Here is a 25,739-nt window from a genome sequence, read left to right as displayed (position 1 = left end):
GATCGTGAACATTTTTCCCTGGAAAAGTGGTATCAAGGGTTGACGAGGTGAAGGGTTATCGAACGTTCGGCGGATGCCCTTCCATGCCCCTCCGGGTGTGTATCCTACGTGAAATATGCAGGTAACTGCAAAACAAACGCGTTGGAACCGGGGATTTAAAACAGAATGTGATAAAAAAGCTGCCGTTTTTAAAATTTGGAGCCAGACAGCTTGTTTTTTGTTTACCATTTTTAAAAAGTGCAGACATAAAATGAAAATTTAAGGAGATTGCAAAATTATGTGTGGAATTATTGGATATACAGGACCATTAGACTCTAAAAGAATATTGCTTGATGGATTGTCCCAGCTGGAATACCGGGGGTATGACAGCGCAGGCATTGCTCTTTTTATGGAGAATTCTCATACCCGTCTGATCAGACATACAGGAAAAGTATCTAATTTAAAGGAAGAATGCAAAGGAATCACAGAGGTATCCCATTGTGGTCTTGGACATACCAGATGGGCAACCCACGGAGGCGTGACAACCCAGAATACCCATCCCCATCAGGCCGGGCGGATCACTCTGGTTCATAATGGAATTATAGAAAATTATCATCAGCTTACTCTGGATTTTCATCTGGAGGGAAAGCTCCGCTCCGAAACAGACAGCGAGGTGGCTGCCTGGGTTTTGGAAAGCGTATATCAGGGAGATCCTGTGGAAGCTATTTCAAAATTAACCGCTTATTTAAAAGGCTCTTACAGCTTTTGCGTGATGTTTGAGGATCATCCTGGTGATATCTATGCAATCCGCAATGTCAGCCCCCTGGTGGTGGCTTATACAAGATCCGGTTCTTTTGTAGCTTCAGATTTAACTGCCCTCATTCCATATACCAGGCAGTATTTTGTGGTTCCTGAGAATCATATTGTAAAACTCTCCTCCTATAAGGTTCATCTTTATAACCTACAACAGGAGGAAGAAGTACCGGAGCTGATGGAGGTAAACTGGAACATGGATGCAGCCATGAAGAACGGATTCCCCCATTTCATGCTGAAGGAAATCCACGAACAGCCGGATGCCCTAAAGAACACCATATTACCACGCCTGGTAAAGGGGCTTCCGGACTTTGGCGATGACGGAATTCCGGACTCAGTGCTGAAACAGTGCACCCAGGTTCATATCGTGGCCTGCGGTACTGCCATGCACGCGGGGATGGTGGCCAGGGCTCTAATGGAGCCGCTCCTTCGGATCCCAGTTACAGTTTCCATTGCTTCTGAATTCCGTTATGAGGAGCCGCTCATTGACCGTAACACCCTGGTCATCATCATATCCCAGTCAGGGGAGACCATTGATACCCTGGCGGCTTTGCGGCTGGCGAAGGCCTGCGGCGCTGCTGCTCTTTCAGTGGTCAATGTAAAAGGCTCTACCATTGCCAGGGAAAGCGATTATGTTCTTTTTACTCATGCAGGCCCGGAAATCGCGGTTGCCAGCACCAAAGCATACTCTGTTCAGCTTGCAGCCCTTTATATGGTATGCTGCCGGATGGCTTTTGTCCGGGGAAATTATGACCATGAGGAAGCCGAAGACTTTATAAAAAAGCTGCTTGACGCCATACCGGCCATGGAGGCTATGATTGAAAAAAGAGATGAGGTAAAAGCTTTGGTAACACACTTAATCAATAAGCCGGATGCCTTTTTTATAGGGCGAGGTCTTGATTACGCCTTCTCATTGGAAGGGGCTTTGAAATTAAAAGAAATTTCCTATATTCATGCGGAAGCCTATGCTGCGGGGGAATTAAAACACGGTACCATTGCTCTTATAACGGATCAGGTTCCAGTTATTGCCATTGCAACACAGGAGAAGATTTTTTCAAAAACCATCTCCAATATCCGGGAAGTAAAGGCAAGAGGTGCATTTGTGATTTTATTGACAAAGGAGAAATCAAAGATTGAGCCGGGGATTGCTGATGTTCAGATCAGTATTCCGGAGATCGGCGACCGGTTTACGGTGTTTCCAATAGCAGTTGTGCTTCAGCTTATTGCATATTATGCTTCTGTGGGAAAGGATTTGGATGTGGATCAGCCAAGGAATTTGGCGAAGTCAGTGACAGTTGAGTGATCTCATAGGAAAAGAAAAAAACATGAGGGGTGCGGCCTTGGCCGTTTCCCTCATGTTTATTACGGACTAAATTCTTTACCATCAATTTTTTAGAACCGGCAGGAAGGATTCTCCGTTTTGCGGAGTGTCTGTGCCAAAATAATCACATACGGTTGCTCCTATGTCAGACAGAGTTTTTCTTCTTCCCAGGCTTTTTCCTGTTATTCCTTTTTTATAAATGAGAAGGGGAACACGTTCCCTGGTATGCTTGCTGTGACCGATATTGGGATCATTTCCGTGGTCAGCCATGATCACCAGAATGTCCTGGCAAGTCAGCTCCGGTAAAAGCCTGCTGATTCCCTGGTCTGCGATTTCCAGGATCTTTTTATAAACCGTGGTGGATTGGGAATGCCCGGCTAAATCTGTTTCTTGCACATTGGTACATAAAAAGCCCTGTTTCATGGCTTCTGTTTCCCGAAATGTAAGGTCCATCACTTCCTGCGTGGGTACGCAGGAAATGCTTAACCCCCTGTCATTAGTTACAATATCCGCTACTTTTCCAATCAGAGTACAGTCAAACCCTGCTTTTGTGAGAATCGTGGGAGCCTGTACGTTCTGATCCACTCCGTAGCCTAAGTGTCTGCACTGATAGCCATGATCATAGGACTTGGATTTTGCAGAGGCAATACCGATGAAGCGGCCTTCTTTCACTTCTTCGGCGTTCCAGAGGTCTTCCATGGTATTTCCGGTTCCGCCGAACACAATCACCCGGCCTACGGTTACTACTTCTCTAACCTTTCTGGCTATGGCATATTCCTCTTCAAAGGAGATCAGATCCAAAGGTGCCGTTACATTGTAGCACATCCCTAAGTCCGCTTCCAGATTATCTGCTACGGTCACGTAATGATCCACCAGTAAATAACGCAGCCCCTGCCGCTCTATGACCTTTACCTGATGTCCATTTGCCTCTAAGTGTGCTTTTACTGCGTCTGCTTTCTCCTGGAAGGGATGGACTTCCGGTTTTTTGGGAAGTGTTCCCATAATTTCCTGATGGCCCATAAACGTGTCTGCCCCAAAATGCATGAGCCCACAGCTTCCGAAATTGGCTTCGGATGAAAATTTCATGGAAGCACTTTCCTCTCCATAGGCATTCATGAGCCCCAGCTTTTCCAGTGCCGGAAGCTTTAAATCGGGATAGTCTTTCAGAATGCTTCTAAGGGTATTGGACTTTTCATCTCCCGGCCGGGCAAGACGGGCATCTTCCATGGCTCCGATGCCGAATCCATCCAAAACGACGACAATAAATCTTTTATTCATACTTTTCTCCCCATGCTGTCATATATTCCAACAATTTGCGGTTTTTTCGTTTTCAATCCTTCCACAAGCACCACATCCGACCGGGTAACGAAGATCTGGTAACGGAATGCCATGACCACAGTATCTCCTACCATCCCTTCTTTCGTCAGGCCGAAATGGTAATCAATGCTTTCGTTGGAAGGCGGAATAACACCCATCTCTGTGTAATTATCAAAAGAGGTTCCAACCAGAGCAGACTTTACGTGGGAACGCCTGTAATATCCGCCGCCGTAACAATAGGCCTGCCCCTTAAAATTGTGGGATATTTCACTTACATAAGTAACACAAGGGACTTCCTCCAGCATATGATCCGCATGCATTGGAGTAGTTCCGGTCAGGCCATGGCCCGGCTCGGCGCAGTTACCTCCCATTTCTTTGATCTTGCTTAAGGCATAGGTGCAGGAACCAGAAGGTGTATTGATGATAGTTACATGGAATCCACACTCCCTTAAGATCTCAGCTGCATGTTTTACGGTATCCATGTTCCTGGTAGGGATCAGATCATGGGCAGATTCTTCATATAAAAAACAAGGGAAAGATGTGACACCTGCAATCCTTACACAGGGATACTGTGTTTTGACCCGTTCCGCTAAATCTTTTAAGGTTTCAAGATGAAACCCTGCTGTCTGCCCTGAATAGATCATATCCGAATCGCTGGTAACACGGAGAATGATCTCCTGCAAAAGCCCCAGTTTCTTTGCTGCCTGATGGATCTGGCTGATTTTTTCTTCGGAATATACTGTAATCATCTGAGGGTGGTATGCTACGATCTCCTCGATCTGGGCAGAAGGAATCTGTACCAGATGACCTGCATTTGCAATAGGAATCCGGTGATGCATCATAACTCTGGCTTCTTTATAATCCACCACAACGGCTCCTTCATAGCCCAGCTCCACCAGTTTCCTTGCCAGATAGGGATTTCTTCCGGCCTGCTTCAGCATGAAAAACAACCGGATTTCCTTTTCTTTCGCTTCTTTTAACATGAAAGATGCATTTTCCAGAAAGGTATCTACGTCTATCACATAAGAATCCGGTTGGATCAGCCCGCTCTGATGAAGTTCAAAAGAGGCTTTGATCAGTTCCGGGTTTCGTTTTATGGTCTGCTCTAAAAACATTTATATCACTCTTTCTACTGCTTCTTTTATAATGCGTAAAATGGTATCCGCCCCGGAACGCATGGGGTTGATCCGGATCATACGGCTTTCCAGTGTGGGATCCCAATTCCGGAAGGTACCGGATACCCGGTAAAACATGGGGACCATCTCATATTTTGATTCCGCGCCAACCGGATTCGGCGCTGCCCCCAGCTTTTCGGCTTCACTAAGGACCCTTTCTGCAATGTTCTCATAAAACTCAACCAAAAGTACTTTTGATTGGGCATTAGCCAGAAATGCCTGTTTTACTTGAGGGATCTCACCTGCATTCAGCCGCCTTACACATTCTTCATTTACCCGGGCCTGGATGGCCAGGGCCACAGGGGCATAGACAAGACCCCGGAGAACCTCCAGGGCTTCATGGCCCTGAACCTGCATGCCTCCGGAATAACTTTCTTTTGCAAGCTTTTCAATATAGCATGCCTTTCCCACGATAACACCTACGCCTTCCGGGCCAAGCAGCTTAAATGAGGAAAAACAGGAAAGGTCGGCTCCGCACTGGATACCGATCCGGCTCACTTTCATGGCAGCATAGTTGTCATCGGTCAATATGGGGATTTCGCTGTATTCCTTGATGGTTTTTACTACCTGGGATAAGTCGTAGCGGTCATCCGGCTTTTGTCTGGTGTATTGGATGAGAGCTCCCTTAATATCATTGTTTTCTTTCATCACCCGGAGGATATCTTCCGGATTATTAAAATCAGCCTCTACGGCCGGAATGTTCAACATTTCCAGGGATGTGGCAGTGGTGCTGTAAACCGGCGCCTTGTGTACCAGGATTTTTTCAGCCGGCTTTAACATGCTGTGGAGTCCGAATCGTATCGCTCCGCTTCCGGCTCCTCTTACCAGGATGCATGCTTCCCCATCAAACAGGTCCGCAATCACCCGTTCCGCTTTTTTTGTGGTTAATGGCTTATTAAGCCCCGGAACAACCCCTAAGTCTCCCAGGTTTAAAATTTCATGGCCGCTGAATTTTTTTGTAATACAATCAATTACTTTGAATTGCAGCCAGGCGGCCTCCTCCACTGAGATGCTGGATAAGGGATAAGTTTGCATTTTTTTCTTCCTCCTTACTTCAGAATCCGGTCCGGATTATCAATCAGCAGCGTATCAATTTGTTCCTCAGATAAATCATATTCCCGAAGCATGGGAAGAAAGGTCTCAAACAGATAAGCATAACCCAGTCCTCCCCATTTTTTTAAATGAGATTTTCTGGTAATATCCATAGATAATACTACCTGCTCTAAGTATCCTTCTTTTGCGATCCGTTTTAACGTTTCCGCACGGAACCGGTCAGGGCAGTAATTGTTTTTCCCCACAGTGTCAAACCCGATGTTTACGCCTTCTTTCAGAACTGAAAGAATGTAATCCGGGTCCTGGGAAAGGTCTAAATGGCCGATAATGATCTTCTCCGGCCTTACCCCGGCCTCTTTTAAATATACGGCCTGTTCTAAGGCCATGGTTCCAAGGGTGGTATGGGTGGTAACCAGGGCACCGGTGCGTACTGCCGCCAGAGCCATGGAGTGAAACACCTTTTTTTCCATATCTGTCATGATGTTTTTACTGGTTCCAAACTCTCCGATGACCCTTGCTTTGATGCCGGAATCCCCCATTCCTTCCGTCACTTCCTTCTCTGCCAGTTCCGACAGCTCCATTTCGGACATGGAGTACACGAAATCAGGAAGAAACGGTTCTTTATAAAAACCGGTCGACTGCAGGATCCGGATGCCGGTGGCTTTTTCCATACGGCTCACATATTCCGGATTCCTTCCCATACCGATATTCGTCACATCCAGAATGCGCCTGACACCAAGCTGGTAGAGACCGTGAAGCTCGCTTTTCGTTTCCTCAAAACAGTCCAGCCGGCAATCCTGGTCCTTTTTTACCCCGGATAAGTCTATGGTAATGTGCTCATGCATCAAAGTATAACCTTTTTTCATATTTTGTCTCCTAATGAATCAAGGGGATATGCTTGCATATCCAGTTGATACCCGGTAAAGCGGGGCTCGCTGTTCACAAACTCAAGGTTGAAAGACATTTTCCTTTCAACCTTTGCCTCCAAGGGCCAAAGCAAGAATTTATTCTCACATTTGACCCGTCTTTTCTGCGCTAGAAATACATATCAAAATTCATAAAGTACCGCTGGGTCAGCCGGGATCTTTTACAGGCCAGCAATCTGGCCTTTCGGAACATGGCCTCAATGTCCCCTTTTTTACTTTCACAGATCAGAACGGTACAGCACCCCAGTTCACTGGAAGGAACGGTCAGAGCGGATTTTCCGCACATATTGACCACCCGCATCAGCCCTTTTCCCGAAAGAGCCTGGGACCGTTCTGTATCTTTATCAAAATGGCCGTAAATGCTGTCTCCCATGGCATTAACATCTACCGGTCCTTCTCTTGAGATCAGGATGGTTCCCGGTCTTATGATTTCGTTTAAGTATTGGATCAATGGTTCCCGGCGCCCATAAATATCCGTCTGGCCGCCCTTTGGAACTTCTTTCCATTCCCAAGCGGTATTCCAATCATTGGATTCCTCTGTCAGGCTTATTCCAAGCAAAGGGTCCAAAACCTGTTCCAGGGTCTCTAAATCTCTGGTAATGGCACCAAGGCTGGGAGAAAATACGATTCCGTCAGTGGACGCTTTTGAATGCTGCCTCATATGATCCTGCTCTATTAACGGAGAGATGAATCCATAAAGATTGAGAGCAGCGGCAGGTGCCAGCACGCTGCCGCCTCCGTCTGTTCCGATTCCGGCATCATTGATTCCATAGAATACATTAAGGGCTGTGCCGCTGCTGGAGCCGGTCATCCATTTTCCGGTAATAGGATTAATAAGCTGTAAATCCACCGCTCTTCCGCCCAATGCCATTTTATCGGCGGTATGAAATAAAAATCCGCTTTCATTAAGACGCTCTTTTAATTTCTCGGGAATGACAGGAGTATCCTTGATTCCGGTATACCAGGCAAACCCATGTTTCTCAAGAGATGGGGCGACCAGGTCAATGATGCGGGGGTATACCTGGTTTACGGTGCAATAGGGATTTTTAAGTGCCAAAAATGTTTTCTTTGCATATGTTTCAAGTTTTTCCATATCAATTCACGGACTATTTTGCTGCCGGGACTGCGATGAGGCCGATTATGAGAAGCAGGTTTAACAACACTCCGAAAACGATACATGCCACAGGACCAACTGCCAGGTCAACAATCGGTTTTTTTGCTTTCTTATTTAACAGGAAGCCTCCGATGACAAACAGTGCTCCGATTCCGGTATATCCTGATGAGGAAGCTGCCATCTTTTCTGCCGCAACAATACCGCCTGCCAGCAATGAAATTTCCAGAACCTTGTTCATGGATGTTCTCACATACTCTCCCATATCCTTGACTCCCGGGAACTTATCCATGTATTTTGCAAAAATGTTGATCAGGAAAATCTCTGCCACCATGACTGCAAATCCGATTACAAAGGCAAAGACCGGGTTTCCATGGAGGAACAGTCCGACTACAAACACAAAGGTGCAGCCGGCCGCACCGTACACGCCTGTAACTATGGCTGTAGTAAATACCAGAGGTATGAAACCGATGGCTCTTGCCAGTGCGGTTAAACCGGCGTTGCTGTATTCCTGGTTGGCCAAAAGCGCAAGGGAAGCGGGATCGCCGGCGATAATGGAAAGACTGGTTCCGGCTGCGATCAGACCGCCCATAACAGCCAGCAGCAGCCAATTTTTACGGATGCGTAAAATATTGCCTTCAAAGCCCTGGGTCAGCACTTCATTGGCATGTTCCGTTCCTTTCTGCTGAGCAGCATAAAAGAGCATCATAATCATACCTGCAAGCATTGCCATGCCTTCTGCGTTCAAAGAAACCTTGCCTGCACCAATGGTAAAAGTACCGAATTTTTTAACAAGAAAATATACAAGTAAGGTTACGATTCCTGCGGTCATGCCTTTTTTAAATCCGTGCTGGTAAGCGATACCTACCGCAGGGAACACGGCAAATGCAACCGTTATATAGCCGGATACGCTTCCTAAGTCACTGGTAAAGTTATATGGCATATAGCTGAACAGTTTCACAACGAACTCAAGGCCTGCCAGAATTGCTAAGCCATAAGCGGCTCCGATGACAGCGGAAAGGATCATCCCGTTCCTGCTGTTATTACAGAAAGATCCGATGATATCTGTGGTCAGCAGCAGACAGTGGATCAAAATAATGCTTGCTGCAATGGAGGTCGGTATTCCAAAACCAATGACCAGGCCGAAGCTGATGGCAAAGCTCATGGCTGCCAGTTCTTTCCGGTTGATCTCCCCATTAAAATATTGCCCCACAATTGGCCGGAAACCGTCATTAAATACTGCAATCCCCTGATTGGATAAAACGGAAGCCAGCGCTCCGATTAATGCAATGACTATGTATTTCATACCTATGAAACCTCCTCTTTCTCAATGATCGCCTGTAACAGGACCGGAAGGACCTCTTCTTTGTGCTGTGCTGTAAACCCAAATGCTTTTTTGCCTTTTTGAACCTCTTCCCTGATAAAATCTCCGCTCTTTATCATTCCTGGCATGGAAATCGTAGAGCAGAGCCCGGAACCCAGCATGGCCATAGCCATAGCAAGCGCTCCGCCGCCGCCGGTATTGCAGGCACCCACATAATAATCATACTTCCCGTTTTTTACGCCCAACGCAGCATCTAAATCCCCCTTGATCTCGATCTCTGCGCGGTCATTCATCTGCAGGGCCACCAATCTGGCAATTTCTTCCTTGTCAATCTGACCACCAACCACAATCTTCATTGCTTCTATCCTCCTTTTTATCCTTGTATCATTTCATATAAAGGCCATTCGGCCCTGATACCTTTTTATGAAAGCAGATTGCATAGATGAACGGTCAGGAAATCCCGCTCTGCTTCCGGGAACTGGATATCTGTTTCCTTTAACAGCTCTTCTTTTAACGCTGCTGCTCTTTGGTAAACCGGTTCCTTTTTAATTCCATCTAAGAGTATGTTATCCAGAGGGTGCTCCACGGCTCCGTCTAAAACCCTTTGCCCAGCCATGGCCAGATGGGTAATGAACATTGCCGCTTTATCCTCCTCTGTATCAGGTTTTTCTTCCAGGATCCGTTCCACTGCTTTTCTGGAATAATCCGCAACTTTTTTGCAAATCACATGATTCTCCTCCAGAATGTCCAGTCGCTGGTTTAAAATATCTTTTAATTCCATTGGATTTCCTCCTTGCCCCAATATACATTATTTTGTACTTTGCTTCAAAAAGATGCCCTTTTAAAAATAAGGCTCTCTTCTTTTCTCCCTTACCTCCCGGATGATTTCAACTACTTTTGGTACGCTCACATACTTTTCCAGCAGTGCTTTTAGATACTCATCCTCTTTTCTGATTACCATGACGGCCGTAGAAAACAGATTGTTATAATCAGATTCGTCTAAAAAAACTACGTTCAATTGTTCATGCTTATGTTCCTGGATATCGTCATAGTTCCATACGCCGGCATCTATAATACCATCCATCAGGGCATTGACGGTCTGCTGGGCCCGGATGGGGACCAGGGTAACCTTTTTGCCGTGTATAATATTTCTGGTAATGCAGCTCTGGTCAATGGAACTGCTGTCATATGCCACTCTCATGCCATCCTGAATGCTGTCATATCTGGAATCCGCCAAAAGAAGCACGTGCCTGGAAAGGAAACTGCCCGGCCCAAAATTAATTGCAGCCTCAATCTGCTTTCCCTCTCTTATGGATTGTTCCGCCGCATACTGGGAGCAGACCGCAAATTGATAGGTTCCTGATTCTACCAGTTCAATACGCCCAACCGCGCCTCTGGCGTAAGCCATATTAAAGTTAAGCGGAGCAAACTGGATGTACATGGCCGTGGCGAACCCCTCATAAGTCACTGAATAGGGAAGGGGCATGATTCCCAGAATTTCTTTGCGCATGCAGTTTTCCTGCAGCTTCTTGTAATCAATTTCTTTGATGCAGGTTCCCTGATGCCCATGATTTTCCAGTGTCACAGCATTGCACTCTTTTAAACAGGCAAATGCGTTCTGAATGGTTCCCCTGGATACCCCGAACTTATTCTGGTACTCTGAGATAGGCAGGATCCGGTCCCCTGCATTCCTGGACATTAGATCCAGTGCCAACAGATTTTTTACCAGACCTATTTTTTGATATAGGTTTCCTGCTTCTAAACATTTGTTATTCATTAGATCACTCGCTTTTAGCAATTTACATTATTTTGTATATTCAAACAATACCATACGCCATGTACAATGTCAACAATATTATCCCATATATTTTTATTTCTTGTACAGAAAGTACAAATTCATAAACTAAAAGGCGGACATCTCTGTCCAATCACAGAAATGTTCGCCTTTTTACGATTCAATCAATAATAATAACGGTTTCGAAAGGAAATTCATCCATTAACGGTTCGCCTTGTTCCAATCCATTTTTGCGTCAACAAAATTGTGGATCAGCTTAACGGTCCCATCCACTCCTATGGAACTTCGGTTAATACACAAATCGTAGCTTCTTACATCTCCCCATTTTTTATTGGAATAGTAATTATAGTAGCTGGAACGCTTTTTATCCGTTTTGACCATAATATCCTTTGCTTTGGTATCGTCAACATGATAGAGTTCTTTTAAGGATTTAATCTTGTCTTCTTCATTGGCAGAAATGAATACGGAAACAAGGTTGGGATAATCCTCCAGAGCATAATCAGCACATCTTCCCACGATTATGCAGGATTCTTCATCCGCCAGCTGTTTGATAGTATCAAACTGTGCTAAAAAGATCTTATGATTAATCGGCATATCCATGTAACCAGAGTTAGTGAATCCCATGGAATATGTATCCATCACAAGGGAATAGAGAAAACTGTTGGTTGGCTTTTCATCATGTGTCTTAAATAATTCTTCACATAACCCGCTGTTTTTTGCTGCAAGAGCCAAAAGCTCCTTATCATAGCACTTAATTCCCAGTTCTTCTGCCAATTTCTGTCCGATGATTTTTCCAGAACTTCCGCATTGTCTTCCAATTGCAATCACTAAATTTCCACTCATATAGACAGCTCCTTCCGGTATCTTATAGTTATATTATACCTTAAAATTTCTGAAAAATCTATATTTATATTTCGATTTAACTGTTTTTTAAGAAGGAATCTTATGGTTAGCCTGTTAAGTTGTCCGCAGTTTTCTCAATAATTCTTCAAAATAGTCGGGAAGAGGCGCTGTAAATTCCATATATTCACCCGTTCTGGGATGGATAATTCCCAGCACGCCGGCATGAAGCGTCTGCCCGTTTAGGCGGAATGGGCACTTTGCAGGGCCGTAGACGGAATCTCCTAAAAGCGGATGGCCAATGCTTGCCATATGGACGCGGATCTGATGGGTGCGCCCCGTTTCAAGCTGGCATTCTATATAGGTAAACTGCTTAAACCGCTCAAGGACGCGGTAATGGGTTATCGCTTCTCTTCCATTTTTCTCATTGATGCTCATTTTTTTCCGGTCTATTGGATGACGGCCAATGGGGGCATTGATGGTCCCCTCGTCTTCCTTTAAAACTCCGTGTACGATTGCAGCGTATCTTCTGGTGATGGAATGCTCCTTCAGCTGCTCGGAAATGGAATTGTGAGCCATATCATTTTTACATACAACAAGAACCCCGGTGGTGTCCATATCAATCCGATGGACGATTCCAGGGCGCATAACTCCATTTATTCCAGATAACTCACTGCGGCAATGGGACATCAGTCCATTGACCAGGGTTCCGCTGTAATGGCCTGCGGCAGGATGGACTACCATCCCCTTTGGCTTGTTAATAAGAATGATATCCTTATCCTCATAGACAATATCAAGAGGGATTTCCTCCGGCAGAATTTCCGGTTCCCTTAGTTCGGGAAGGGTCAGGGAGATCCGGTCCCCTGCATTTACTTTATAATTGCTTTTTACCGGTTTTTCTTCAACCAGCACGGATTGTTCCTTTAAAAGCTTCTGAAGGTAAGATCGGGAGATATCCTGGCACTGGTCGGATAAATACCGGTCGATCCGGACTCCGGCTTCCCCGGGAGCGACTACAAACTCTTGACTCAAGCCTGCTCCTCCTTTTTATGAAGAGAAAGACAGGATAAGTCCTCCTCTTTATAATAAAACAGAAACAGGAGCATGAAAACGAACATGGAAACCGTAACGTAGCAATCCGCAACATTAAAGATCGGAAAATCGATCAGCTTAAAATACAAAAAGTCTACCACATAACCTCTGGCAAAGCGGTCAATCATGTTACCCACCGCTCCGGCCGAAAGAAACATGGCGATAAGGTGCAGCGGCATATATTTTTTGTCGGCAGGCATGCGGCTTACGGCAAAAGCCGCTGCTGAAAGCACTGCCAGAGCAACCAATAGGAAAAACGTCTGTTTTCCCTGAAGCATTCCAAAAGCTGCCCCCCGGTTTTCGGAATAATAAAGTTCAAAAACGCCATCCCAGATGACTAAGGCAGGCCGGTTCATGAGATGCTTAACCACAAGAAGCTTTGTCCATTGATCCAGGCCAATGGAAAGAAAGAAGCCGATGATCATTCCAATGATCAGTTTTATTTTATGATTCATGTAAATCTCCTTAAGCTAAGATATGGCGAAGTCCTTCTGACATTTCCGTTTCAGTGACGGTCTTGCAGGTGCAGGCTTTGCCAATCTGTTCTAACAGGATAAACCGGATGGTGCCGGAATCCATTTTTTTATCACTTCTGGTCGTGAGAACTATATTTTCAGGAGAAAGTCCGCTCACCGTAACAGGCATGCCAAACTGTTTCATTGCCGTTATCAGTCTTGGAAGCTCTTCTTCCCGGATCATTTCTCTTTTTACGGAAATTGCCATGGCAGCAATACAGCCAAGTCCAACACAGTGACCGTGTACCAGCCGGAAGTCTGAAAGCTTCTCAATGGCATGGCCCAGGGTATGGCCCAGATTTAAAAGAGCGCGTTCTCCCTGTTCCGTTGGGTCCTTTTCTACCACATCCCGCTTGATCTGGTTGCTTACAAGTACCATTTCACTTAATGCCGTTAAATCTTTGTTCCGGATTTCAGCGGCATGATCCATGAGCCATTGGTAATAGGAAGCGTCTTTGATCAGCCCATGCTTGATAACCTCTCCCATACCTGATGAAAACTGTTCTTCTGAGAGCGTTTTTAAGGCCGCTGTATTAGAATATACCAGTTTTGGCATGTGGAAGGCTCCTACCATATTTTTGTAGGAGTCAAAATCAACACCGGTTTTTCCGCCGATGCTTGAGTCGACCTGGGACAGAAGGGTCGTAGGTACCTGGATAAAGGATATTCCCCGTAAATAGGTGGCTGCTCCATAACCGCATAAATCCCCCACAACTCCCCCGCCTAAAGCAAGCAGATAATCATGGCGGTCAAATTGTTTTAAAATAAGGGTTTCATATAAATTTCTGACGGTATCCAGATTTTTATTTTCTTCTCCGGCAGGAAAGATAAAGTGTTCTGCCTTTTTGCAGCAAGCAGTAACAATCGCTTCTACTTCCTCAAGGTAAAGAGGGGCCACATTGGAATCTGTGACAATACAGACTTTACGGTCTCCCAGGTTCAGCTTTTTCAGCTCTTCCTTTAGCCCGTCAAACCCAGTTTCCATGACAATCTCATAAATGAAGGTATCGTTCATGTGTACCGGAATTCTATATCCCATGGTATTTTCCTCCGCTGTATTATTTTTATTCCTATATCATGGAAGAAAGCAAACAATCTTCCTTCACGCTTCCCGCATTGCAATGCTGCAACGATTTAAGGAAGCGTGTGATGTGGAAAATCGTCTGCTTGTACCATTCAAAGAAATGTATGATGTCTTGTGGGGAAAATCTGTTATAGGCGCAAATTCATTCCGCCCATATCCAGACTTCCACTATTTAACAGATCCTGAAAATCACCGGAGAGTTCTACGGATTCCGGGGTTGCTATGAATATGTAATTTGATATTTTCTGTAAATTACCATTCATGGAATAAGTGGCGCCTGAGGTAAAGTCGATGATTCTCTGGGCGACTTCTGTATGGATGCCTTCCATGTTAAGGACAACAGCCTTTCCAGCCAGCATATGATCGCAAATTTCCTTTGCATCCTCAATGGAGGTTGGTTTTACCATGGATACCTCCATGATACGCGACTGCTTCATGGGCACTACTTTAGGGGAACGGGAAAGAAAACGAGGCTTCTGTTCATAGTCCTCCTCCTCCTCGTAGTAATCCTCTTCATTCTTTTTCGAGAAAAGGGTCCTTTTCGCAGGTTTATCGTTTTCATCCTCGTAATCATCATCTAAATAGTAATCGTCATCTTCTGTATCATTTAAGCGCATGCTATCCATCAGTTTGCCTAAAATGCTCATACTTCATTCTCTCCAATCTTACACCATGGTTCCTAAGGCAGAAAAGATCTTCTCAGGGCCAAGGCAAATATTCTCACTAAATTCATGCCCGATCATGCGTGGCAGGCTATGCTTCGCTTCTCCTGCATTCCTTAAGTGTTCATATAATATCTTGTACCGAAAATTCCGGTACCGACTCTTACCAGAGTAGCACCTTCTTCTATGGCAATTTCATAGTCTCCGGTCATACCCATTGAGAGCATATTCATACTAACATTATCAATGTTTTTGCTTTGCATGTCAACATAAAATTGTCTTAATTTTTTAAAAACAGGACGACTTTCCTCAGAATTTTCTACAAAAGGCGCAATAGTCATAAGACCTTTTATCTTTACATGGGGAAGGCTGGCGATTTTACGAATAGCGCTTTCCGTCTCCTCTAAATGAAATCCAAATTTGCTTTCCTCTTCTGCCACATTTACTTCCAAAAGGATGTCCACAATCAGATTTTTTCTGGCTGCCTCCTCTTCGATCTGCTCCGCCAGGCGGATAGAATCTACACTGTGGATCAGCACAGCTTTGCCAATAACCTGTTTCACTTTATTTCGCTGCAGATGCCCAATCATGTGCCAGCGGATATCTTCCGGAAGTGCAAGGTGCTTTTCGCAGAGTTCCTGCACTTTGTTTTCTCCAAAATCCCGGACACCGGCAGAGTATGCTTCTGATATCATGACAGCAGGTTTTGTCTTGCTTACTGCTATCAGGGTTACTTCTTCCGGATTTCTTCCCGCCTTCTTGCAGGCGGCTAAAATCCGGTTATTAACTTCTTTAAGATTTTCCCTAATCAAACCAATCACCTCTTATTTATAAATTAATTCCCCTTCATTGACAGTTCCTGCATTGAGAACGATATGATCGTATACCGCCAGCCCATAAGTCATATTCTTTTTCACTGTGTAATATTCATCATTGGAAACCAGCACATCAATCTGTTTAAATACAGCGTACCCTTTGTTTATGTTATATACACCCTGAAGGGATGCACTTGTCCCAATCTGATATCGTTCTGTGGAGTTAGGCTTTACAATATAGTCTCCGGCATTAAAGCCGTCTTCCCCACCCATTTCAATATAGTAATTATTCCCTTCGGAATAGTAAATCTCGGTAGGAACAAAGACAACTGAGGTCCCGGATTGAGAATATATCTCTCTGTTGAAACCGGTGGACTGGCTGTCACCGCCCTGGGTGACGTAGTCCATGGGGACCAGATAAAAATCTTTTTTTGTAATGGATGTTACAGGAATCTTTAATCCATCTACCCGGTCGGAAACGATTTCAAAATCAACGTAGCGGTCGGAAGCGAATTGAACCATGTATTTATCAAAATCCAATTTTCCAAAGGGTTTTCCATCTGTTCCCGTGAGTACGGAAAAGCTTCCGGAAGCCCTTAAATCCCGCCCGGAAAACTCTACGGTAAGGCTTGTCTTGTCTCCGTAAGATTTGGCATCTTCTTCCGTCATTGGGAACACAACAGACCATAAATCGGAAGTGATGATCTTATAAACCGGAGCGCCCTTTTCTATAAGCTTTCCTGATTTGGTGATTGTCTTCGTATAGGCGCTGCGGTCAAATACGGTTTCCGAGACCTCCGATGGCTGAAGACCTTCATAGGAATCCACCCCATAGGAGACGATACCTGCCCGGTCCGCTTTTACCTGTTCAAAGTTAATGCCTGCCTGATCCATCAGGCCTCCTAGGTTGTCCAATGCATTAAAATTCATGTATTCCATGACTTCGGCTTCTAAAGCGTATTTGGTATCATAGACAGAATGGAACTGGTCGTTGTCATAAGTAAGGCTGAATGCGGTCAGCTGCTTTTTTAACTCACCAAGGTTTTCCGGGGTCAGTGTGACCTTATCCTCTGAATTTTCCGCCAGAAATGAGGTAAGATTTCCTGTCTCATCAATGGAATAGACCCGGGTACCGTTAGAAGCCCGTTTCCCTTCTCTTACATAGTAATTGACATAGCCGGAACGGTCTGCATTCTTCACTTCTTCCTGCCGGAGAATAATCCCCGTGTAATTCTTGTTATTGACGATACTGCCTTCCTGTACTTCATAAAACTGTACTTTATCTCTACGGATATAGGCAGATACACTGAACACCATATAAACAAAGATCAACGCAAAGATGATCATGCCAACATTAATATTCAGAGGCCGCCGGTATCGGATGATTTTTTTATTCTTCTTTGGTCGGGCAGCCCGTTTTAATGGCCGCGGTGCCTTTGGTTTTGCCATCCTGACGCCTCCTTTCCTTATTCCTGCTTACGTTTTCCGGGCATAGAGGTATGCCCCCAGGGCGATCCTTCTAGTATTATAAAAGGAAAATCCAAAAAATTCAAGCAAAACAAAGGGGACTGCCGTGCAGCCCCCTTATCTTTATGTATGATTATAATGAAACAACCACATTAGCCCTGGCATTCTCAGGCATATTCTCCGCATCTATGGAAACACTGAGAACAAAGGTTACGTGATACTTTTCACCGATTTTTTCCAAAGTTGCAATGGTCTCAGATATGTCTTCCCCTTCCAGGCAGGCCAGCTTTAAGAAGCTGTCAAAGAACATCATTTCCAAATCATGATCCTGAGATATAATACCACAGATAAAACCTATAAATCCTTCGCTGGATGTAATCGGATACTCATTGACATTAATGAGGCGGATCTTGTTGCTTAATTCGTACATGTGCTTGGAACTTTTGTCCAGGTAGGCGATAGAACCTGTTGATTCTTTTACAATGGAATTAGCTCTGTCTAACAGATGTTTTGTTTTTCCCTTACCCTTTTTTCCTGCTATTATCTGCACCATAGCAATCTCCTCCTTGCGTTATATAATTTGTATAAAAAGTCTATTCGGATTAATATAATTATAGTACAAATCCATAAGAAAGGCAATGACTATTCTACAATTTTATTCAATATATTTGTCATATTATCGTAGACGCCTGCATGATTCTGCGCTTTCAAAACTACGGTAATATATTCCCGCTTAGAGGAATCCGAGCTTCCCATGATCAGGCAGCTTCCTGCCGCCTTTGTCGTACCTGTCTTTCCGCCCAGAACGGTAAGTCCCTCCGGCATCTGGCGCTCTCCTGTCATATACCAGTTGGTACCTTTCCAGGTTGCATTTACCGGTTTTCCCGCTCCATCCTGATAGGTGGTGGTGTACTCGGTTGTACCGATGATCTTGCGAAATTCGGGATACTTTAAAGCTTCATTAAAGATTAAATACAGGTCATAAGCTGTGGTATAGTGATTTTCATCATTCAATCCGTGGGGATTAAGGAAATGAGTGCCTGTAGCTCCGATCTTTACCGCTTCATCGTTCATCATCTGAGAGAACTGGTCGATTCCGCCGGCCATATGGGTTGCAATGGCGGCTCCGGCATCATTACCGGAAGGGATCATAAGACCATATAAAAGCTGTTCCATAGTCAGCTTGTCTCCCGGCTTTATCCCGCATAAACTGGCTCCGGCTTCCGTAATGACAGCATCTTTGGTCACCGTGACTTCATCCGTTAAATTTCCGTATTTCAAGGCAATAAGAGCTGTCATGGTTTTTGTGATGCTTGCTGGATACAAACGCTCAAAAGGATTCTTTGCAAACAGTACTTTCTTATCCGTCAGGTCAAAAACAGCGGCAGCTTCGGCAGTGACCGCATTGTCCTGGCTGGAAGTACTTTCTGAAACAATGCAGAGATCATGAGCAAAAGGTTCTGCTCTGCCAGACACTGCACTGGACTGGTAAAGGGTGGTCCTTTCCGAATATATATACGGATTATCAAGGCCCTTCAGACCGGCGCAGCCTGTCAGAAACACGGTACATAAGGCAATGCAGCCTGTTTTTACAAAAACACTTTTTTTCACGGAGTCTACCTCCGCTATTTGTACATCTCACGCCATTCCATGTCACCGCGCTCAAGGGACTTGATTAAAAGCTCTGCGGTAGCCAGATTGGTTGCAAGAGGAATGTTGTGCATATCACAAGTGCTCATGATATTTACGATGTCCGGTTCATGGGACTTTGGTGTAAGCGGATCCCTTAAAAAGATGACCAGATCGATCTCATTATGCTCAATCTGGGACCCCAGCTGCTGCTCTCCGCCCAGATGTCCGGCCAGATACTTATGAACATTTAAGTTCGTGACCTCTTCAATCAAGCGTCCGGTGGTTCCGGTAGCATACAACATGTGTTTGCTTAAAATACCCCTGTAGGCAATGCAGAAGTTCTGCATAAGTTTTTTCTTTGAATCGTGTGCAACTAGTCCTATATTCATGACGATATACCTCCTTATTAATTACCGATTTTTAATTACCGATTTTGCGCTGCAGTCCAACATTCAGCACCAGTCCCATACCCATAAAGATGCTGATGAGCGAACTGACTCCCGAACTGATAAAGGGGAGCGGGAGGCCTGTATTGGGAAATATTTGCGTTGCCACGGCGATATTGGCAAAGGCCTGGAAGCCAATCAGGGCCGCCATGCCGGTACAAATCAGTTTTCCTGACATATCCTTGGTTTTGGATGCCAAATAAAGACATTCAAATACAACCAAACCAATAAGAACAATGACGATAACGCTGCCTCGAAATCCCATCTCTTCGCCGATAATGGCGAAAATAAAGTCAGTTTCTCCGGCTGATAAGAAGTTTCCATCTTTCACCGATGCAATGGTTGTATTAAAAAGTCCTTTCCCTTGAAGCTGTCCGGAACTGATTGCCATAATTGAATTTTTTTGCTGGTACAGATTTTCTGCATACTGCTCTGCATGAGGATAAATCCATGCGAGGATACGCCGCGCCTGATAATCGTGGATAAAAGGGATCAGCCCTTTGGTCAGCAGAAATATGAAAAGCGCTCCTGCCGGTATTGCTATGGCAAGGACGCCCCCAATCCAGCGGTAACTTATTCCTGCGGAAAATACCATACACAGGATAATGATGGAAACCACTAGGCTGGTGGATAAATTCGGTTCCGCAAAAATAAGGCCGATGGGAATGGCCGCAAGCAAAGCAGCCAGCCCTATCATAACCGGCGTGTTCAGACTTTCCTGGTATTTGTTCCAATACCAGGAAAAGAACACGATTAATCCGATTTTTACGAACTCAGACGGCTGTATCCGTCCGATACCTGGAAGGTTGATCCATCTGGTAGCCCCTCCAGCCGTATGTCCCATAACCAGAACAGCACCCAGCAAAAGGATGCAGGCCGCATAATCCAAAGCATAAAGCTTGATGATTTTATGATAGTCTATGATGGAAAGCCCGATAGCCAGGGCAAATCCCACCATTACGCCGATAATCTGTTTCGTCACTGTACTCGAGTCCTGGTTGGAGGCGCTGGCCACCACAAGAATCCCGATAACGGACAGCGACAGCATGTACAAAACTAACCGGTAATTATAGTATTTAAAATTGTAGTCAGAAAACATAATTAGTATATCCCCTTATCAGGTACGTCGCGAATAGGGATGTTTGCATAAAGAACCGGTATAAAGCGTTCGCAATCCGGCTGTTTAAGCTTCTTCATCTGTATCTCTATTCCGTCGGAATCTATATCCATGTATCTTGAAACAACACGGACCATATCGTCTTTTATCATCTGCATGATCTCAGGAGAACAATCAGCCTTGTCCGCAACCAGCAAAAGTTTCAGACGATTTCTTGCAATTTCTCCTGAATTCTTCTTGCTGAATACAGGAAACAGTCTCATATCACACCCTCCTATGCTCTCTTTAGGAGATGGGAGAGTCTAAAGAACAGGCCTTCTCGTACTGCTGGATTCTGAAGCGGTACGTTTTCCCCGGTAATCCGCCTGCAGATATCCATATAGGCCTGTCCGGCCGGGGTTCCCATACCAACGAGAGGTTCTCCCTGGTTTGTGGAAATGACGATATCCTCGTCATCCGGCACAGCGCCGATAATATCAACGGCAAGGATGTCCATGACGTCGTCCAGAGACATCATATCTCCTCTTTTCACCATATCCGCACGGATCCGGTTTACGATGAGTTCAATGGTTCCCATGTCGGCGGCATCTAAAAGCCCGATGATCCGGTCAGCATCCCGGATAGCGGAAACCTCCGGAGTGGTAACAACGATGGCTCTGTCAGCGCCTGCAATGGCGTTTTGAAAGCCTTGTTCAATGCCTGCGGGACAATCCAGCAGGATATAATCAAACTCTTCCCTTAAATCATCAACCAGCTTCACCATCTGTTCGGGAGTGACTGCCGTCTTGTCCCTGGTTTGCGCCGAGGGAAGTAAAAATAAGTTTGGATATCTTTTGTCTTTTATCAGGGCTTGCTTCATACGGCAATTGCCCTCTACCACGTCTACTAAATTGTAGACTATGCGGTTTTCCAGACCCATGACAACATCCAGGTTCCGAAGTCCTATATCCGTATCAATCAGGACTACTTTTTTGCCCAGAATAGCCAGTCCGGTACCAACATTAGCAGAGGTTGTTGTTTTGCCTACCCCGCCTTTTCCAGAAGTGATTACGATAATTTCGCTCATACCATATCCTCCTGATTTTAAGGTATAATTTACTTAACGAAGGCAAATGATGTGCCCCCTGAATTTAGTAAATTATCCGTTCGATGAGCCAAAGGCGAATCGAACTTCCTTTTTATATTCTACCTTAGTTTTTGGAATATTTCCACACTTTTTTTCATTGGTTTAATTATGACTTTGTTATTTTCCATATAAGCCTTCATGGGACCCCGTCCAAGGCGCTTGCCTCTTCCGTCCAGGCCTGAGGTGCAATCTGCGATTCGCAGCTGGGTTGGAGCCATATCCAGGGCTGTAATGAGCGCTCCCCGGTTGCCTGCCACACCTGCACATACCGTTCCGGAAAGCTTTCCAAGAACGATTACGTTGCCCTTTGCCAAAACCTTTGCTCCCTTGCCTATATCACCGATAATAACAATGCTGGCTTCAGATTCCAAAGTCTCTCCGCTTTGTAGATTGCCTTTGAAGAACTGCCCGGTCTGGCAGGACAGCTCCATGAGTTTCTCGTTCAGTGCTTTTTCGCAGCGCTCCATACGGTTTATATCCGTATCAACCAGGCAGATGATCTCCACATTGGAGTTTTCCGTGATCTGGTTGATAATTGCGAACTCCTCCTCGGAAGTCAGTTCCCGACCCTCCAGGGTCAGGGTCATTTGTGCAGATCCCCAGAATTTGGCATGATCCCCGAATTTTTTCCCGATATCAGAAAGAAGCTGAGGGAAGGGGATGTCTGGGTCCAGGATGACAGTCATACCTGCTCTGTTGCTTTTAATTACTACGGTATTATGCATCATATCACCTCTTATCCTAGTTAATCGCGAATGTTGACCTTCGCTGCATCCAGGGCGCCGGCATTTACAATGGATTCTAAGTCCGTATAGCCGTAATAATACTTATAGACGTTCTTCGCAATATTGGCGGCGTTGGATGATGAATAGCCATACGGAATATTCACGGTAACACAGATTTCCGGATTGTCATATGGCGCATAAGAAATAAAGAATGCGTGATTGGGCTTGTTGCGGGCCTCCTGGGCAGTACCGGTTTTACCGGCAATTTCCACTTCGAGGTCTGAAAACAGCCTTTTACTTGAACCGTTTGCAATCACTTCTCTCATTCCCTGTTGTACAGTATCCCACGTTGAAGCCGCCGCGTCAATATGAGAAGAAATCTTAGGGGTATAATCTTGTATCAGATTGCCTTCAGAATCTGTAGTCTTGTCCAATAAGCTGAGTTCAAACACGGTTCCCCGGTTTGCGATGGCAGCTACATATCTGGAAAGCTGGACATTGGTGTAAGCATGGCTTCCCTGTCCCATGGCAGAACGCTCCGGCGCTTCTTTTGAAATCTGGGGATCAAGCTCTGCGATCTCTACCCCGGATTTGTGATCCAGCCCGAACATGGTTGCATATTTCCGTAAGGCGTCCAGTCCCAGGTCAGGAGAATATACACCGTTGGCATCCATTGATAAACGGTGTCCCAGATCAGCAAAGAAGTAGTTACAGGAATTCCCGATTCCACCCACAATATTTAAAGGACCATGCTGGCCTGGATAAATCCAACACTTAATGGGCGGTTCTACATCTGTATAAATACCGGTACAGGTAATGGTCTCATCCGTTGCAACGACACGCTCTTCCAGAGCAGCTACCGCGGTAATGGGTTTAAAGGTAGAACCAGGCGCTTTTCTCGTCTGGGTTGCATTATTGTATAACGGAAGGGACAAGTCTGCCTGCAGCTGGCTGAAATAGGTGCCGTCGCCGATCCGGTTGTTGTCATATCCCGGATAGGATACCAGAGCAAGCACTTCTCCTGTTTTGTCATTCGTAACCACAACACCCGCATTACAGGGTGATAAAGCCAGCTGGGCGGGAGTGAGCTCCATGGTGGACAGCTTTTTGATCAGAAAGGCATAAGCATCCCCTGTGGCTCTCAGTTCTGCGGCATCCTGGCCGTTGTCTGTTAAAACCCCCTGATCGTATAAGGCAAGGCATAGCTCCTGCCCTGTAATGATATCGTCATTGATCAGATACCTGTATATTTTTTTGGTAAAGTTCCGGTCATCTTTCAGCTTGTCCAGTACATAAGCCACAAGTGCTTCAAAAGTGTCATCCGCGTTTGAATATTTGGAACCGGTTTCCAGCTTGGTAGTATCTACCCAGCCATTGGCTATTCCATAATACAGATAGTTCCTTAAACTGATCTCATCCGCTTTCCATGCCTGATATTCCCCGCTGGAGGTATCAATGGCGTCTTCCTTGATAATCCCCACCGTAGGACCTGAAAGGTAGGTATAAATATAAAACATATAGGCCTTCATGTCTTCCGAAAGGTCCTTCATGGACGTGGCATGAGTGCTCATCAGTTCATTGTTTAAATTGTTGAAAATCTGCTGTTGGGAAGACATATATTTCTGGTATATGTTTTTTTCGGTTTCAGAAGCGTCTTCCCCTTCCATTTCCTTTAAGGAAAGGACATTGTTGTTGATCAGCTGGTAATAGGCATCCTTAACAGGTATCTTCATATTGGAGCCATCGGTTGTGCTGTTTGAACTGTAATCACCATTTACGATGGTCTTAATAAGTACTCCGGCTAAAGACTGCTCGATTAAGTGGTAGATACCTTTCTGAAGGTCTGCATCCAGGGTCAGATACACATCGTTCCCTGCAGAGGCATCGGTTTCATCCTTTGTTTCACGTATCCGACCTACGCTGTCCTTGTAAATCGTTTTTTTTCCTTTTGTCCCCTGCAGCTCGTGCTCCATGGTATATTCAATTCCAGCCCGTCCTACAATGTCATTGATGTCGTAATCGTCTTTTTTCTTCTGAAGGCCTTCCAGCTGGTCCTCCGGGACCTTTCCGGTATAACCGACGACCGGAGCAAAGGAGATGCTGTCGTTATAGGCACGGATCGTGGTTTCCTCCACACTTACTCCCTGCATATCCCCGATATGTTCCAGGATATCCGCCACGGTCTCATCGCTTACCTGGCTGGCAACCGTCGTGGATTCATATTTGCGGTAGGACATGAGGCGAAGGGCGTATTTGATGTTGATGATATCCAGTGCCTCCTGGTCTGTCAGGGGAACGACCTTTCCATCCGGGTCTTTCATGTCCGTCAAGCCATTGTCCTTGCAGGCCTTTTCAAACAGCTCTCTTGCGCTTAAATTGGAGGGATAAACGCCTTTTTCATCATCTAAGTCTTCCACCTTTTTTAAGCCGTAATAATCCCTCAGAAAGCGTTTTCTGGAGGCTTCGGAGGAGGAAGTATAAACCATGTCGCCGTTGGGATCAATGGCGACTTCAAATTTCCCCTGTATGGATTCCTCATGTTTTTCAAGGATCTGCACCAGTCTTAAGTACATACTGTTTCTGGCGGCAACATTCTTATAAACTCCGGTATCCTGTACGGTAACGGAATAGGCGAGCTTGTTATAAGCCAGGACTTTGCCGTTCCTGTCATAGATATTGCCCCTTGTTCCGGCGGTTGTAATGGTCTGTTCCGTAAGCTGTAAGTATTCGTTTAGAGCCTCTTCCCCATTGACGATCTGCATGGCAAAAAGTTTATTTATTAAACCTGCATACATAAAAAAGCAGATGATTCCAAGTATAAAAAGCCGTGAAGTTACCGCTTTTTTAAAAAACTCCTTTATTATATCTAACAAATCACTAAACAATTGCCGAATCACCTCTTTTTCCTATCTCTTCCAAGTGCCTGTTCAAAATCAGGAATACCCGATAAAGAAGCAGGGTCGTTACAACGGTAAAAATGATTTCCGGAAGCATCAGATTAATAAAATAATACCCAACCCTGACTTTCTGGCGGATCAGGAACCGGAAAACATAAATATATAAGTTGTAAGCCAACTCGTTCAGTACGCTTAGGATAAGAGGCAGCGTAATGTAATCTTCATAATAGTATTTCGTACAAATTCCGTTGATATAGCCTACATAGATAAAAATCAGGGTGTAAAAGCCAAAAGGCCCGCTGTAAAATAAATCCATGAGAAGCCCTGCCAAAAGCCCGTAATACATCCCGGACTCTTTCCCATGCATGAAGCCAAAGGAAAAGGTGAGGATTAAGAGCAGATTGGGAGCGGCCGATAAAAACGGCAGCAACGGAAACAGGCAGTTTTGAATGGTAAATGCCAAAATTATCATCAGCACATTAAAAAGTATCCGTCTCATGTTACTCC

26 protein-coding genes are annotated in these 25,739 nt (G+C 45.1%); 1 reads left to right on the top strand and 25 read right to left on the bottom strand.

Features of this window, described 5'->3' with window-relative positions:
- Positions 1-277: 277 nt before the first annotated feature.
- Complete coding sequence (glmS, locus tag AC27IJ_RS16805) at positions 278-2,095, top strand: glutamine--fructose-6-phosphate transaminase (isomerizing) (RefSeq protein WP_487149831.1); 1,818 nt, start codon at positions 278-280, stop codon at positions 2,093-2,095.
- 81 nt (positions 2,096-2,176) lie between these two features.
- On the opposite strand, the gene AC27IJ_RS16800 is transcribed toward glmS, so the two are convergent.
- The 25 genes from AC27IJ_RS16800 to mreD all read right to left on the bottom strand — a co-directional run bounded on the left by AC27IJ_RS16800 (position 2,177) and on the right by mreD (position 25,731).
- Positions 2,177-3,391 carry a phosphopentomutase gene (locus AC27IJ_RS16800; RefSeq protein WP_487149830.1) on the bottom strand — a complete coding sequence of 405 codons (1,215 nt, stop codon included), beginning with the start codon at positions 3,389-3,391 and terminating at the stop codon, positions 2,177-2,179.
- Entirely contained in the window at positions 3,388-4,545 is a 1,158-nt protein-coding gene (locus tag AC27IJ_RS16795; protein WP_487149829.1) for an alanine racemase, read from the bottom strand. Before AC27IJ_RS16795 ends, AC27IJ_RS16800 begins: the two co-directional genes overlap by 4 nt.
- Positions 4,546-5,640, bottom strand: a complete 1,095-nt coding sequence (locus tag AC27IJ_RS16790) for an aminotransferase class V-fold PLP-dependent enzyme (RefSeq protein WP_312501642.1) — start codon at positions 5,638-5,640, stop codon at positions 4,546-4,548.
- Between the two features lie 14 nt (positions 5,641-5,654).
- Positions 5,655-6,524, bottom strand: coding sequence for a phosphotriesterase family protein (locus AC27IJ_RS16785; RefSeq protein ID WP_313258098.1), 870 nt, complete (start codon positions 6,522-6,524; stop codon positions 5,655-5,657).
- A 169-nt stretch (positions 6,525-6,693) separates the two neighbouring features.
- Positions 6,694-7,677 carry an amidase family protein gene (locus tag AC27IJ_RS16780; protein WP_487149827.1) on the bottom strand — a complete coding sequence of 328 codons (984 nt, stop codon included), beginning with the start codon at positions 7,675-7,677 and terminating at the stop codon, positions 6,694-6,696.
- A gap of 13 nt (positions 7,678-7,690) precedes the next feature.
- The gene (locus AC27IJ_RS16775; RefSeq protein ID WP_313153608.1) at positions 7,691-9,001 is read right to left on the bottom strand and encodes a YhfT family protein; all 1,311 of its coding nucleotides are present in this window, start codon (positions 8,999-9,001) and stop codon (positions 7,691-7,693) included.
- Positions 9,002-9,003: 2 nt separating this feature from the next.
- A complete protein-coding gene (locus tag AC27IJ_RS16770) occupies positions 9,004-9,375 on the bottom strand; it encodes a DUF2620 domain-containing protein (protein ID WP_312443477.1) in 372 nt (123 codons plus the stop codon).
- Positions 9,376-9,440: 65 nt separating this feature from the next.
- Positions 9,441-9,800 carry a PRD domain-containing protein gene (locus AC27IJ_RS16765; RefSeq protein WP_312501638.1) on the bottom strand — a complete coding sequence of 120 codons (360 nt, stop codon included), beginning with the start codon at positions 9,798-9,800 and terminating at the stop codon, positions 9,441-9,443.
- A 60-nt stretch (positions 9,801-9,860) separates the two neighbouring features.
- Entirely contained in the window at positions 9,861-10,796 is a 936-nt protein-coding gene (yhfZ, locus tag AC27IJ_RS16760; protein WP_312443480.1) for a GntR family transcriptional regulator YhfZ, read from the bottom strand.
- Positions 10,797-11,015: 219 nt separating this feature from the next.
- Positions 11,016-11,657, bottom strand: coding sequence for a cytidylate kinase-like family protein (locus tag AC27IJ_RS16755; protein ID WP_487149824.1), 642 nt, complete (start codon positions 11,655-11,657; stop codon positions 11,016-11,018).
- A gap of 114 nt (positions 11,658-11,771) precedes the next feature.
- Positions 11,772-12,686, bottom strand: a complete 915-nt coding sequence (locus AC27IJ_RS16750; protein ID WP_487149822.1) for an RluA family pseudouridine synthase — start codon at positions 12,684-12,686, stop codon at positions 11,772-11,774.
- Entirely contained in the window at positions 12,683-13,201 is a 519-nt protein-coding gene (gene lspA / locus AC27IJ_RS16745; protein ID WP_313258091.1) for a signal peptidase II, read from the bottom strand. Before lspA ends, AC27IJ_RS16750 begins: the two co-directional genes overlap by 4 nt.
- Positions 13,202-13,211: 10 nt before the next feature.
- Complete coding sequence (gene aroB, locus AC27IJ_RS16740) at positions 13,212-14,300, bottom strand: 3-dehydroquinate synthase (protein ID WP_312443484.1); 1,089 nt, start codon at positions 14,298-14,300, stop codon at positions 13,212-13,214.
- Between the two features lie 173 nt (positions 14,301-14,473).
- A complete protein-coding gene (locus AC27IJ_RS16735; protein ID WP_312443485.1) occupies positions 14,474-14,992 on the bottom strand; it encodes a cell division protein SepF in 519 nt (172 codons plus the stop codon).
- Between the two features lie 131 nt (positions 14,993-15,123).
- Positions 15,124-15,819 (bottom strand): YggS family pyridoxal phosphate-dependent enzyme, encoded by a 696-nt coding sequence (locus tag AC27IJ_RS16730; RefSeq protein WP_312443486.1) that lies wholly within the window; start codon positions 15,817-15,819, stop codon positions 15,124-15,126.
- Between the two features lie 12 nt (positions 15,820-15,831).
- Entirely contained in the window at positions 15,832-17,271 is a 1,440-nt protein-coding gene (locus tag AC27IJ_RS16725; RefSeq protein WP_312443487.1) for a biotin/lipoyl attachment domain-containing protein, read from the bottom strand.
- Positions 17,272-17,422: 151 nt separating this feature from the next.
- The gene (locus AC27IJ_RS16720) at positions 17,423-17,842 is read right to left on the bottom strand and encodes a hypothetical protein (RefSeq protein ID WP_025233145.1); all 420 of its coding nucleotides are present in this window, start codon (positions 17,840-17,842) and stop codon (positions 17,423-17,425) included.
- 89 nt (positions 17,843-17,931) lie between these two features.
- Positions 17,932-18,900 (bottom strand): D-alanyl-D-alanine carboxypeptidase family protein, encoded by a 969-nt coding sequence (locus AC27IJ_RS16715; RefSeq protein WP_312443488.1) that lies wholly within the window; start codon positions 18,898-18,900, stop codon positions 17,932-17,934.
- Between the two features lie 14 nt (positions 18,901-18,914).
- Complete coding sequence (mgsA, locus tag AC27IJ_RS16710; RefSeq protein ID WP_025233147.1) at positions 18,915-19,310, bottom strand: methylglyoxal synthase; 396 nt, start codon at positions 19,308-19,310, stop codon at positions 18,915-18,917.
- A 31-nt stretch (positions 19,311-19,341) separates the two neighbouring features.
- Positions 19,342-20,466, bottom strand: a complete 1,125-nt coding sequence (locus AC27IJ_RS16705; protein WP_312443489.1) for an FtsW/RodA/SpoVE family cell cycle protein — start codon at positions 20,464-20,466, stop codon at positions 19,342-19,344.
- 2 nt (positions 20,467-20,468) lie between these two features.
- On the bottom strand, positions 20,469-20,747 hold the full coding sequence (gene minE / locus AC27IJ_RS16700) for a cell division topological specificity factor MinE (protein ID WP_312443490.1): 279 nt from the start codon (positions 20,745-20,747) through the stop codon (positions 20,469-20,471).
- 11 nt (positions 20,748-20,758) lie between these two features.
- On the bottom strand, positions 20,759-21,550 hold the full coding sequence (minD, locus tag AC27IJ_RS16695) for a septum site-determining protein MinD (protein ID WP_312443491.1): 792 nt from the start codon (positions 21,548-21,550) through the stop codon (positions 20,759-20,761).
- 119 nt (positions 21,551-21,669) lie between these two features.
- Complete coding sequence (locus tag AC27IJ_RS16690) at positions 21,670-22,335, bottom strand: septum site-determining protein MinC (protein WP_312443645.1); 666 nt, start codon at positions 22,333-22,335, stop codon at positions 21,670-21,672.
- Positions 22,336-22,355: 20 nt separating this feature from the next.
- Positions 22,356-25,220 (bottom strand): penicillin-binding transpeptidase domain-containing protein, encoded by a 2,865-nt coding sequence (locus AC27IJ_RS16685; protein ID WP_487149816.1) that lies wholly within the window; start codon positions 25,218-25,220, stop codon positions 22,356-22,358.
- Positions 25,213-25,731, bottom strand: a complete 519-nt coding sequence (gene mreD / locus AC27IJ_RS16680; protein ID WP_312443492.1) for a rod shape-determining protein MreD — start codon at positions 25,729-25,731, stop codon at positions 25,213-25,215. Before mreD ends, AC27IJ_RS16685 begins: the two co-directional genes overlap by 8 nt.
- Positions 25,732-25,739: the final 8 nt, after the last annotated feature.

Source organism: Lacrimispora sp. YZC11 (genome assembly GCF_057543815.1).
This window is presented reverse-complemented; position numbering and strand designations above follow the sequence as displayed.

What these genes read in the sequence shown, in the direction of transcription:
- glmS (WP_487149831.1), top strand. Translation starts at nt 278, where the DNA reads ATGTGTGGAATTATTGGATATACAGGACCATTAGACTCTAAAAGAATA.
- AC27IJ_RS16800 (WP_487149830.1), bottom strand. Translation starts at nt 3,391, where the DNA reads ATGAATAAAAGATTTATTGTCGTCGTTTTGGATGGATTCGGCATCGGA.
- AC27IJ_RS16795 (WP_487149829.1), bottom strand. Translation starts at nt 4,545, where the DNA reads ATGTTTTTAGAGCAGACCATAAAACGAAACCCGGAACTGATCAAAGCC.
- AC27IJ_RS16790 (WP_312501642.1), bottom strand. Translation starts at nt 5,640, where the DNA reads ATGCAAACTTATCCCTTATCCAGCATCTCAGTGGAGGAGGCCGCCTGG.
- AC27IJ_RS16785 (WP_313258098.1), bottom strand. Translation starts at nt 6,524, where the DNA reads ATGAAAAAAGGTTATACTTTGATGCATGAGCACATTACCATAGACTTA.
- AC27IJ_RS16780 (WP_487149827.1), bottom strand. Translation starts at nt 7,677, where the DNA reads ATGGAAAAACTTGAAACATATGCAAAGAAAACATTTTTGGCACTTAAA.
- AC27IJ_RS16775 (WP_313153608.1), bottom strand. Translation starts at nt 9,001, where the DNA reads ATGAAATACATAGTCATTGCATTAATCGGAGCGCTGGCTTCCGTTTTA.
- AC27IJ_RS16770 (WP_312443477.1), bottom strand. Translation starts at nt 9,375, where the DNA reads ATGAAGATTGTGGTTGGTGGTCAGATTGACAAGGAAGAAATTGCCAGA.
- AC27IJ_RS16765 (WP_312501638.1), bottom strand. Translation starts at nt 9,800, where the DNA reads ATGGAATTAAAAGATATTTTAAACCAGCGACTGGACATTCTGGAGGAG.
- yhfZ (WP_312443480.1), bottom strand. Translation starts at nt 10,796, where the DNA reads ATGAATAACAAATGTTTAGAAGCAGGAAACCTATATCAAAAAATAGGT.
- AC27IJ_RS16755 (WP_487149824.1), bottom strand. Translation starts at nt 11,657, where the DNA reads ATGAGTGGAAATTTAGTGATTGCAATTGGAAGACAATGCGGAAGTTCT.
- lspA (WP_313258091.1), bottom strand. Translation starts at nt 13,201, where the DNA reads ATGAATCATAAAATAAAACTGATCATTGGAATGATCATCGGCTTCTTT.
- aroB (WP_312443484.1), bottom strand. Translation starts at nt 14,300, where the DNA reads ATGGGATATAGAATTCCGGTACACATGAACGATACCTTCATTTATGAG.
- AC27IJ_RS16735 (WP_312443485.1), bottom strand. Translation starts at nt 14,992, where the DNA reads ATGAGCATTTTAGGCAAACTGATGGATAGCATGCGCTTAAATGATACA.
- AC27IJ_RS16725 (WP_312443487.1), bottom strand. Translation starts at nt 17,271, where the DNA reads ATGGCAAAACCAAAGGCACCGCGGCCATTAAAACGGGCTGCCCGACCA.
- AC27IJ_RS16720 (WP_025233145.1), bottom strand. Translation starts at nt 17,842, where the DNA reads ATGGTGCAGATAATAGCAGGAAAAAAGGGTAAGGGAAAAACAAAACAT.
- mgsA (WP_025233147.1), bottom strand. Translation starts at nt 19,310, where the DNA reads ATGAATATAGGACTAGTTGCACACGATTCAAAGAAAAAACTTATGCAG.
- AC27IJ_RS16705 (WP_312443489.1), bottom strand. Translation starts at nt 20,466, where the DNA reads ATGTTTTCTGACTACAATTTTAAATACTATAATTACCGGTTAGTTTTG.
- minE (WP_312443490.1), bottom strand. Translation starts at nt 20,747, where the DNA reads ATGAGACTGTTTCCTGTATTCAGCAAGAAGAATTCAGGAGAAATTGCA.
- minD (WP_312443491.1), bottom strand. Translation starts at nt 21,550, where the DNA reads ATGAGCGAAATTATCGTAATCACTTCTGGAAAAGGCGGGGTAGGCAAA.
- AC27IJ_RS16690 (WP_312443645.1), bottom strand. Translation starts at nt 22,335, where the DNA reads ATGCATAATACCGTAGTAATTAAAAGCAACAGAGCAGGTATGACTGTC.
- mreD (WP_312443492.1), bottom strand. Translation starts at nt 25,731, where the DNA reads ATGAGACGGATACTTTTTAATGTGCTGATGATAATTTTGGCATTTACC.